Consider the following 10,077-nt stretch of genomic DNA (forward strand, 5'->3'; position numbering starts at 1 on the left):
GCCACCATGCCTATATACCGATCGGTATGAAAATCGCAGCCGAAACCGCGACCCGGGGACGCCCTCGGGAATTCGATCCTGAGGAAGCCCTGTCGGCGGCCCTCCAGGTCTTCTGGACGCGCGGCTATGAAGGCGCTTCGCTGGCCGAACTTACCGAAGCGATGGGCATTACAAAGCCCAGTCTCTACGCCTGTTTCGGGAACAAGGAAGCCTTGTTTCAAAAGGCGCTCGATCTCTATGAGCGGGACAAGCTCTGCTACATGCGTTCCGCGCTGGAGGAACCCACGGCGCGGGGCGTCGCTGAACGACTGCTGCGTGGTACGCTGGATATCCAGACCGGCGGCAACGATCCTCGGGCCTGTCTGGGCGTGATCAGCATGGTCGCTTGCACCACCCAGGCCGAATCGATCAAGGCGGACGTCATCGCTCGCCGCGCACCGTCCGACCGCGCACTGGTGGAGCGGTTCGAACGCGCCAAGGCGGAAGGCGATCTGCCTGCCGGGATCGAACCGGCGGCGCTGGCGATCTACGTCATGGCCGTTATCCAGGGCATGGGCGTGCAGGCCAGCGGCGGCGCGACACCGGCGCAGCTTGAACAGCTGATGCACACGACGCTGGCGATGTGGCCCAGCGCATAGGACCCGACAATCCAGCCTTTCAGCTCCGGTTCAGAAAAATTTACCGAGCGGTACAGAAAGCGGTTGACGGAAGCCTGCGCAAGATTATATACCGGTAAGTATGAAATCCAGCAGGGGCTTCGCCTCTCAGGAGGTGCCATGCTGAGTATCCATTCTATCATAAGCGAGTGACATCGACTTCGCTTCCCGTCGCCTGGCGGGTGGCTCATCTACCACCATAGTCTGATCATGCCGGGCAGAGCTTCGCGCTCTGGCCTGCCTGATCTCGCACATCCCGCGGCCGCCACGGTTGGGGAGAGAAACCGCACGCCCGCAAAGGGCGGCGCGGCCGGGAATGTGCGCAATAAAGGGACCGAAATAATGGCTTATATCGACTTTGCCCAGCCGCTGCCCGCGGCGGGAGACGGCATCGCCTTGTCCGTCGTCCATGACCGCATCAAGGCGATCGCCACCGGCTTTTCGCCGACGGAATGGCAGATCGTCCAGCTTGCCCGTCGCGACGGTCTGGCCTCGCTGCGCGGCCCTGGCGCCTGGACACGGTTCAAAACCCTGGTCTTTGGCCCGCAGCCGCATTTCCAGCTTGCCAACGCACGGCTGGAAGCCCTGCGCCGCCTGGCCGTGGAAGGCTGGCATCATGGCTTTGCCGTGCGCCCGTCATCGATCACCGCCTTCCGCGATGCGGGGTTCAGCGAAGGGCAGGTCGAATTGCTGCTGTCTGCGATCACCTCCGCGCGCCATCGCATCAAAGGAAAATTCGCATGAACATGATCGCGAAGATCGACGCAGACGCGCTTGCCGCAGAAATCCAGCCTGTCACGCCCCGCAAGAATCGCCGTGGTCGCCATCTCGCCTGGGGCGCGGTCGCGCTGCTGGTCGTCGGTGGCATAGGCTGGAAATATGCCGGGCAGCCGCAGGCCCAGGCATCCGCCGCGCCGGTCGTCACCGTGGGCATCTCCGCTCCGCTGATGCGGCAGGTCGTGCAATGGGACGATTATGTCGGCCGCTTCGCGCCCAGCCAGACGGTGGACGTGCGACCGCGCGTGTCGGGGCCGGTGACCGCCATCCATTTCCGGGACGGGGATATCGTGCGCAAGGGGCAGTTGCTCTTCACGCTCGACCAGCGCCCGTTTCTTGCGATGCTGGCCGAAGCCCGCGCCAATGTCGCCAGTGCGCGCAGCGCCCTCAGTCTGGCGCAGGCGGACTATGCTCGCGTTCAGCGCCTGACCGGCGACGAAGCGGTATCGGCAAGCGAGATCGACACGCTGCGTGCCCGGCTTCAGGCGGGGCAGGCTGCGCTCGCCGCAGCGGACGCCCGTGCACGGCAGCGCGCGCTGGACGTGGAATTCACCCAGGTCCGCGCCCCCATTTCCGGCCGGGTGTCCGATCGCAAGGTCGATATCGGCAATCTGGTATCCGGCGCGGAAGGCGCAGGCGCCAGCCTGCTCACCACCATCAATGCGCTCGACCCCATCTATTTCAGCTTCGACGCGTCGGAAGCGCTGTTCCTCAAATCGCAGCGCGATCATGCCGACGGGCATGACGGCAACGTCGAAATCCGTTTGCAGGACGAAGCAGGCTATCGCTGGAAGGGGCAGCTCGATTTCACGGACAACGGGCTTGATCCCCGGTCGGGCACCATTCGCGGTCGCGCTGTCCTGCGCAATCCAGACCTGTTCCTGACGCCCGGCCTGTTCGGCAATATGCGCCTGTCCAATGGCGGCAAGTTCAACGCCCTGCTGGTCCCGGACGACGCGATCCAGTCCGATCAGGCGCTCAAGACGGTGCTAGTGGTGGGCCGCGATGATGTCGTCGCGGCCAAGCCTGTCCAGTTGGGCCCGTTGGTCGATGGCCTGCGGATCATCCGGTCGGGATTGTCGCCGCAGGACAGGGTGATCGTCACCAACGCGCAGGCCGCCATGCCCGGTGTGAAGGTCGCGACCCGCAGCAGCACGATCAGGGCTACACCAGCGCCGATCACGCCGACCGACGGCGCGGCGACGGTAGCATCGCAGGCGACCTTCGAGCGGTAAAGACCGCACCCATTTCGCCGCATATCCCGTCCGCGATCCGCCCCACTAGGCGGATCGCGCGGCCTCCCTTTTGCTCTTCGCAAAGGACCATTTGATGCGTTTTTCGCGCTTTTTCATTGATCGACCGATCTTCGCTGCGGTCATCGCTGTCATCATCACCGTCGTCGGGGCGCTCGCCTTCGTCGGCCTGCCCATCAGCCAATATCCCGACATCGTCCCACCGACGGTAACGGTGTCCGCCCAATATCCTGGCGCGTCCGCCGAAACGGTCGCGTCGACCGTGGCCGCGCCGATCGAACAGGAAATCAACGGCGTCGACGACATGCTGTACCAAAGCAGCCAGTCGACCGGCGACGGCAAGGTGACGATCACCGTCACCTTCAAGATCGGCACCGACCTGGATGCCGCACAGGTGCTGGTGCAGAACCGCGTGGCCGTCGCCGTCCCGCGCTTGCCCGAAGAAGTGCAGCGCCTGGGCGTCGTGACGCGCAAGACGACGCCCGAATTTCTGATGGTGGTCAACCTCCAGTCGCCCGATGGCACGTTCGATCGCAATTATCTGTCCAACTATGCGTTGACACAGGTCCGTGATCGATTGGCTCGACTGGACGGCGTGGGCGACGTCCAACTGTTCGGATCGCGCGACTATGCGATGCGGATCTGGATCGATCCGGGCCGCGCCGCGGCGATGGACCTGACGGCGGGCGAGATCGTATCGGCGCTGCGGGCGCAGAATGTTCAGGTGTCGGCCGGTGCGATCGGCCAGCCGCCTTACGACCGGGGCGAGGCCTTCCAACTCGGCGTCGAGATGCAGGGTCGCCTGACGTCGCCCGATCAATTCTCCAATATCGTGATCCGTAGCGATGCCAACGGCCGACAGGTGCGCGTCCGCGACGTTGCCCGTGTCGAGCTGGGTGCGCAGGATTATGCGATCAACACCTATCTGTCGGGCAAGCCCACCGTCGTCATCGCCGTGATGCAGCGCCCGGGTTCCAACGCGCTCGACGCGGCGGAACATGTGAAGGCGGAAATGGACCAGCTGTCCCAGCGCTTCCCCAAAGGACTGGAATATAGCGTCATTTACAACCCGACCGAATTTATCAGCCAGTCGATCGACGCGGTCTACCAGACCCTGTTCGAAGCCGTGCTGCTGGTTGTGCTCGTCATCCTTGTCTTCCTGCAAAACTGGCGCGCAGCGATCATTCCGATCATCGCCATTCCGGTGTCGCTCATCGGTACGGCGACGATCCTGGCGGGTCTTGGCTATTCGCTCAACAATCTGTCTCTGTTCGGCCTGGTGCTGGCGATCGGCATCGTCGTTGATGACGCCATCGTCGTGGTCGAAAATGTCGAGCGCAATATCGGTCGGGGCATGTCCCCGCTGGAGGCGGCGCGCACGTCGATGGACGAAGTGTCGGGCGCGCTGGTTGCGATCGTGCTGGTGTTGTGCGCGGTGTTCGTGCCGACGCTCTTCATCACCGGCATTTCCGGCGCCTTTTATCAACAGTTCGCTGTGACCATTTCGACTGCGACGATTATCTCGCTGATACTGTCTCTTACGCTGTCTCCTGCTGCGGCCGCGCTACTGCTCCATGCCAAACACGGTCCGCGTGATCGCAGCAACGATCCGCTCTGGCGGCAGAAGCTGGGCGTCGCGGTCGATGGCTTCAACAATGGCTTTGACCGGATGAGCGAGGGCTATGCCCGCCTCACCCGCTGGCTGGTCGCCCGACCTAAGAAGATGTTGCTGACCTATGCCGGACTGATCGTGGCGACGGCGGGCCTGTTCTGGGTGACGCCTGCTGGCTTCATCCCGTCACAGGACCAGGGCTATTTCCTGGCCGTGGTGCAACTGCCTTCCGGAGCGTCGCTCGAACGGACCGACAAGGTGACACGTGAAGTGGCGGAGAAGATCCTGCCGATCAAGGGGCTGCGCGGCGCGGTGATGTTCGCCGGCTTCCATGGCCCGTCGCAGACGGCGGCGCCCAATTCGGCGGCGATCTACTTCCCCTTCAAAAGCTTTGCCGAACGCAAGGCCGAAGGCGTGACCTATGCCGGAATCATGGAACAGGCGAACAAGGCGATGGCGGGCTATGATAAGGCGCGCATCCTTCTGGTGCCGCCACCGGTCATCCAGGGCATCGGTTCGGCCGGGGGCTATCGCATCATGCTGGAGGACCGGCAGGATCGCGGCTATGCCGAACTGAACAAGGTGGCGCAGGACTTCATCGGCAAAGCCAACCAGACGCCGGGCCTGGCGATGATCTACACGCTGTTCGATGTCAGCACCCCGCGCATCTATGCCGATGTCGACCGAGCCAAGGCCGACCTGCTGGGCGTGCCGCCCGAACGCGTGTTCGAAGCGATGCAGGTCTATCTGGGGTCCGCCTTCGTCAACGACTTCAACCTGCTGGGCCGCACCTATCGCGTCACCGCGCAGGCGGATGCGGCGCATCGCGGCACGGTCGCGGATATCGCCAACCTCAAGACCCGGTCCAACGCCGGGGGGATGGTGCCGATCGGGTCGGTGTCCACGTTCCGCGACAAGACCGGTCCCTACCGCGTGGTGCGCTATAACCTGATGCCTGCGGTGGAAATCGACGGCGATACCGCGCCGGGCTATTCTTCCGGCCAGTCGCTCACGACCATCGACAAGATGAGCGCGGCGCTGCCCGATGGCTATGCCAGCGAATGGACGGGCATCGCCTATCAGCAGAACAGCGCGGGCAATACCGCCGGCATCGTGTTCGGCATGGCCGTCTTCTTCGTCTTCCTGGTGCTGGCGTCGCAATATGAAAGCCTGACGCTCCCATTGGCGATCATTCTCATCGTGCCGATGTGCCTGTTCGCCGCCATGCTGGGCATCAACTTGCGGGGAATGGACAATAATATCCTGACGCAGATCGGTCTGGTCGTGTTGATCGCCCTGGCTGCCAAGAACGCCATCCTGGTGGTGGAGTTCGCCAAGCAGGCGGAAGAGGAGCAGGGCCTGTCCCCGGTCGAAGCCGCAGTGCAGGCGGCGCAGACTCGCCTTCGCCCGATCCTGATGACCAGCTTCGCCTTCATCTTGGGGGCGGTGCCTCTGGTGATCGCCACCGGCGCGGGTGCGGAACTGCGGCAGGCGTTGGGGACTGCGGTCTTCTTCGGCATGACCGGCGTCACCGCCTTCGGCCTGCTTTTCACCCCCACTTTCTACGTTGTGTGCCGTGCGCTGGGCGATCGTTTCGCCCGTCGCGGGCACGGGCAAGCCGATGCTGCTTTGCAGTCGGCCGAATGAGGACCACAGCCATGACACGCAATTTCATCGCACTGTTGCTTGGCGCTAGCGCCCTGACGGCCTGCGCCGCCGGGCCGGACTATAAGGCGCCTGTCACGCCGACCACCGCCGCCGCGCCCTTCATCGGCGCGGCCAGCCCGGCGGTTTCGCAGGCCCCGGTGCAGGATCGCTGGTGGACGCTCTATGGCGATCCTTTGCTCGACACGCTGGTCGATGACGCTTTGGCCGCCAATACCGACATCCGCGTCGCCGTCGCGCGAATAGAGCGTGCGAGAGCATCATTGCGGGGCGCGAAATCCGATCGCCTGCCGCAGACAGGCCTCGGCGTCTCGGGCACCTACAACCGGACGTCGCAGGCGCAATCGCTGCCCAATATCGATCGGGAAAACTGGATATTCGATGGCGGACTGGACATCTCTTACGAGCTCGACCTGTTCGGCCGCGTGAAGCGCGGGGTGGAAGCGTCTCGCGGCGATCTGGCCGCGGCACAGGCGGATGCCGACGGCGTGCGGGTGGCGGTGATCGCCGACACCGTGCGCGCCTATCTGGATGTCACTGCCACGGCTGAGCGCCTGGCGGTGGCCGAGCGCACCGTGGCGCTGCTCGATCAGTCTATCCGCATCACGAACGCGCGGTTCGAAGCTGGCCGGTCGGATCGGCTGGACGTGATCCGGGTGACGGCGCTGCGCGATCAACAAAAGGCGGCGATCCCATCGCTGGCGGCGGATCGGGATGCGGCGATGTTCCGGCTGGCGACGCTGACCGGGCGGACGCCCCAACAACTGCCCGACAACGTGCGCGCGGCCATGCATACGCCGCAGCTTTCCCAGCCGATCCCGGTCGGAGACGGGCAAGCTCTCCTGGCGCGACGACCCGATGTGCGCGCGGCCGAGCGGCGACTGGCAGCGGATACGGCGCGGATCGGCGTGGCGACAGCCGATCTCTACCCCCGCATCACGCTGGGTGGCTCGGTCGGCACCACGGCGCTGGGGGGCAATAATTTGTTCGGTGGTGGACCGTTGAACTGGCTGCTGGGACCGTTGATCAGCTGGGCCTTCCCCAATCAGGAGGCGATCCGTGCAAGGATCGGCGCGGCGAAAGCGGATGGCGCTGCGTCGCTTGCGACTTTCGATGGTACGGTATTGCTGGCGCTGGAAGAAAGCGAACGCGCCTTGTCCGCCTATGCCCATGCCTTCGAACGGACTCAGACGCTGGGCGCAGCGCGCGACGAAGCGGCCCGGGCGGCCCGCATCAGTCTGGCACGGCAACGCGAAGGGCGTGCCGATTTCCTGACCGTCCTCGACGCGCAGCGGACGCTGGCAGGTGCCGAGGCCGAATTGGCGACGGCCACGCGGGCGCTTTCCTTCGCGCAGGTGGACCTGTTTCGGGCATTGGGCGGCGGATGGGGTCAGGCCAAGGCCTGATCCCACCCATCCGATCGGCTCAGGCCGACGTCTTCGCCTTGCTGAGGTCATACGCGCCCAGGCCAGGCTTATAGCTCTTCTCGTCGATGAACTGGCGGATGCCTTCCTTGCGGCCTTCGCTCTTGTCGTGGAAGTTGGCGGCTTCCTGCATGCGCACCAGATAGTCCTCCGCCTCGTCATAGGTCATGGTACCGACGCGGCGGACCGCATCCTTCGCAAATTTCAGCGCCACGGGATTTTTGGTGAGCAGCATCTCGGCGACCTGCGTGGTGCGCGCCTTCAACTGGTCCAGCGGCACGCTTTCATTGACCAACCGCATGTTCGCTGCCGCCTTGCCGTCGACCAGGTCACCGGTCAGCGTCAGCCACATGGCGTCGCGCATCGGCAGCAGGTCGACCACTACCTTGGTCACGCCGCCGCCGGGCAGGATGCCCCAGTTGATTTCGGACAGGCCGAACTGGGCTTCGTCCGCGCAGATGGCGAGATCGCACGCGAAGAGCGGGCCGAAGCCACCGCCAAAGCACCAGCCATTGACCATGGCGATGGTCGGCTTCTGATACCAGCGCAGGCGGCGGAACCAGCCATAGCTTTCGGCCTGCGATTTGCGCACGCCACGCAGGCCCTGCGATTCGGTTTCGCGGAAATATTCCTTCAGGTCCATGCCTGCCGACCAGGCGGTGCCTTCGCCGCCCAGCACCAGCACGCCCACGTCGTCATTAAATTCCAGCTCGTCCAGCACTTCCATCATGCGCCGGTTGAGCGTCGGACTCATTGCGTTGCGCTTGGCGGGCCGGGCGAAATTCACCCAGGCGATACGGTTTTCGACATGTACCGAAACGACGTCCTGCTCTTCCATTATCCTGCTCCTGCGCAATATGTATCACAGGCATACAATGTGTGATATGGAGTAGGCAAGACATTTTTCCAGGACCGCATCGATCAGTGCCCCTCGCCCATGGTGAACGCCGCGATCGTCGTGCAGCGACCGGGGGGCGTGGTCGCGGCGATCGTGCCGTGGAATGCGCCCTATGGTCCAACGTCGCCTATGCGCTGGTCGCAGGCTGCATCGTCATCATCAAGCCGTCTCCCAAAACGCCGCTAGAAGCCTATATCTGGCGGAAGCTACGGAGGCGGCGGGCGGCCCCGTGGGCGTCGTCAACTTGGTCGCGACCGGGCGCGATGCGTCCGATCATCTGATCCGCAATTCGGGCATCGACAAGGTCACATCTACCGGATCGACCATGGCAGGCGAGCGGATCGGCGTTCAGCGCCCGGTAAGTCTGACCCGGCCATAGCGCCCCTTTGAACAAGGGAGACGTGTCATGGAGGAATCATTCGGCCTTTCCGACAGGCGCAGCCTGATCGCGACATTGGCGCTGCTGCCGCTGGCCGCCTGTGCCACGCCGATGGGGCGTTATACGGTCGAGGATGCCGTGCGGCGGCTTCTCGAACTATCGAGCCAGCGCGCCTTTGCCCGATTGACCGAGCCGGGCGGTTTCTATGACGATCAGTTGACCCGCATCGTCACGCCTGATCTGGGCGGGGGCAGGGGCGGCGCCATGTTGTCGGCCCTGTTGCGTACGAACGCGCTACGCAACCGCGTGAGCATGGCGCTGAACGACGTGGCGGTCGACTTGGCCGACAATGCGACGCCGATCGTGATGGATGCAGTGCATCGCATGACGCTGGCCGATGCGGTGTCGGTGCTGCGCGGCGGGCCGACGGCGGCGACCGATCTGCTGGCACGCGAAGCGCGCGGTTCGGTGGTGGAGGCTCTGTTGCCAGGTGCGTCGCGCGCGCTGCGGTCGGACATGTTTGAAATGTTGACAGCGGCCCTCTCCGCTGGCGGGGGCAGGGATTATGTGACGTTGGCCGATAATGTGTCGGGCCAGATCGGCGACGCCATCTTCCGTGCGATCGGCCGCGAAGAAGCGGAGATTCGTCGCGATCCAGGCGCGACGCGTGATCCGATCCTGATGGCGCTGCTACGGTAAGCTAGATGGCGAGATTGCACATAAATCGCTTCGGGTCTTGATTTCGACGCCTGGAAATGGTGTCGCTTGCCCATGGAACAGAAATATCCCGGCGTCGCGGCCATCCCCTGGGATCAGCCCGCGACCATGATCGACCTGGACGGAAAGGCGCCGCTGATCGGTACGATTCGCGACTGCGCAGTCCATTTCGGCCTGTATAAGGACCACGCCAAGACGCAGGCGCGCGTATTACTGACCCAGCCGGTTCATCGCGAAGGGCGCAAGACACGGACATGGCTGCTGGAACCGGACGAAATCGACGCGCTGGCTGAACGGTTGAAGCGCGAAACAAACTGAGTTTGCTTTTTGATAGGCACAAGCCGTTTGGATCAGTCCGAACGGTTGCTATATTCTGTTATAAGGCAGCGCCTCGGCATCCATGTCCTCCACCAGTTTCGCCAGCCGCTGCGCGCTTACATCGTCCAGCGCGCGAACAGCAACAGCCGCTGGTCTGGGGCCTGCTCGATCGCATAGCTCGTGTGGCGGACCATGATTTCACCCATACCCGGCATGTCGGCGATGATGCCTTCGAACACATCGGGCCGCGCGCGAACCGCCTGATCCGTCAGTGCGCGAACAGATCGCCTTGCCGGGTCGTCGCGCCGACGCGGCTCGGCGTTGCGGGGACGCCGATCAACACCCGTGATCGCCCGGTCAGCGTATAGACCGCCTGTC

11 protein-coding genes (1 of these 11 only partly in view) are annotated in these 10,077 nt (G+C 64.0%); 8 read left to right on the top strand and 3 right to left on the bottom strand.

All coding sequences use genetic code 11. The features are described 5' to 3' along the window. Positions 1–26 precede the first annotated feature (26 nt). From U5A82_RS00405 to U5A82_RS00425, 5 genes are all read left to right on the top strand, one after another. The gene (locus tag U5A82_RS00405) at positions 27–638 is read left to right on the top strand and encodes a TetR/AcrR family transcriptional regulator (RefSeq protein ID WP_326287805.1); all 612 of its coding nucleotides are present in this window, start codon (positions 27–29) and stop codon (positions 636–638) included. A 360-nt stretch (positions 639–998) separates the two neighbouring features. Next, the gene (locus tag U5A82_RS00410; RefSeq protein WP_326287807.1) at positions 999–1,400 is read left to right on the top strand and encodes a hypothetical protein; all 402 of its coding nucleotides are present in this window, start codon (positions 999–1,001) and stop codon (positions 1,398–1,400) included. Next, positions 1,397–2,668 (top strand): efflux RND transporter periplasmic adaptor subunit, encoded by a 1,272-nt coding sequence (locus U5A82_RS00415; protein ID WP_326287808.1) that lies wholly within the window; start codon positions 1,397–1,399, stop codon positions 2,666–2,668. The genes U5A82_RS00410 and U5A82_RS00415 overlap by 4 nt, the downstream gene beginning before the upstream one ends. A 94-nt stretch (positions 2,669–2,762) precedes the next feature. Next, positions 2,763–5,945 carry an efflux RND transporter permease subunit gene (locus U5A82_RS00420; protein ID WP_326287809.1) on the top strand — a complete coding sequence of 1,061 codons (3,183 nt, stop codon included), beginning with the start codon at positions 2,763–2,765 and terminating at the stop codon, positions 5,943–5,945. A gap of 11 nt (positions 5,946–5,956) precedes the next feature. Beyond that, on the top strand, positions 5,957–7,369 hold the full coding sequence (locus tag U5A82_RS00425; protein ID WP_326287811.1) for a TolC family protein: 1,413 nt from the start codon (positions 5,957–5,959) through the stop codon (positions 7,367–7,369). 19 nt (positions 7,370–7,388) lie between these two features. Here U5A82_RS00425 and U5A82_RS00430 read toward each other — a convergent pair whose 3' ends face one another. Continuing rightward, positions 7,389–8,225: a p-hydroxycinnamoyl CoA hydratase/lyase gene (locus tag U5A82_RS00430; protein ID WP_326287813.1), complete on the bottom strand. Its 837-nt coding sequence runs from the start codon at positions 8,223–8,225 to the stop codon at positions 7,389–7,391. Positions 8,226–8,514: 289 nt separating this feature from the next. On the opposite strand from U5A82_RS00430, the gene U5A82_RS21625 reads away from it, so the two are divergent. The 3 genes from U5A82_RS21625 to U5A82_RS00445 all read left to right on the top strand — a co-directional run bounded on the left by U5A82_RS21625 (position 8,515) and on the right by U5A82_RS00445 (position 9,699). Next, positions 8,515–8,664: an aldehyde dehydrogenase family protein gene (locus U5A82_RS21625; protein WP_442802122.1), complete on the top strand. Its 150-nt coding sequence runs from the start codon at positions 8,515–8,517 to the stop codon at positions 8,662–8,664. A gap of 27 nt (positions 8,665–8,691) precedes the next feature. Beyond that, positions 8,692–9,363, top strand: a complete 672-nt coding sequence (locus tag U5A82_RS00440; RefSeq protein WP_326287814.1) for a DUF4197 domain-containing protein — start codon at positions 8,692–8,694, stop codon at positions 9,361–9,363. Positions 9,364–9,435: 72 nt separating this feature from the next. After that, positions 9,436–9,699 carry a hypothetical protein gene (locus U5A82_RS00445; protein WP_326287816.1) on the top strand — a complete coding sequence of 88 codons (264 nt, stop codon included), beginning with the start codon at positions 9,436–9,438 and terminating at the stop codon, positions 9,697–9,699. A 116-nt stretch (positions 9,700–9,815) separates the two neighbouring features. On the opposite strand, the gene U5A82_RS00450 is transcribed toward U5A82_RS00445, so the two are convergent. Next, positions 9,816–9,938 carry a hypothetical protein gene (locus U5A82_RS00450; RefSeq protein ID WP_326287818.1) on the bottom strand — a complete coding sequence of 41 codons (123 nt, stop codon included), beginning with the start codon at positions 9,936–9,938 and terminating at the stop codon, positions 9,816–9,818. Positions 9,939–9,967: 29 nt separating this feature from the next. Then, on the bottom strand, positions 9,968–10,077 hold the 3' portion of the coding sequence (locus U5A82_RS00455) for a hypothetical protein (RefSeq protein ID WP_326287819.1). Its footprint extends 466 nt past the window's final position; 110 of the gene's 576 nt are visible here — the last part of the coding sequence; the start codon falls outside the window, past its right edge; the stop codon is at positions 9,968–9,970.

It is taken from the genome of Sphingobium sp. CR2-8, from assembly GCF_035818615.1.
Lineage (GTDB): Bacteria > Pseudomonadota > Alphaproteobacteria > Sphingomonadales > Sphingomonadaceae > Sphingobium.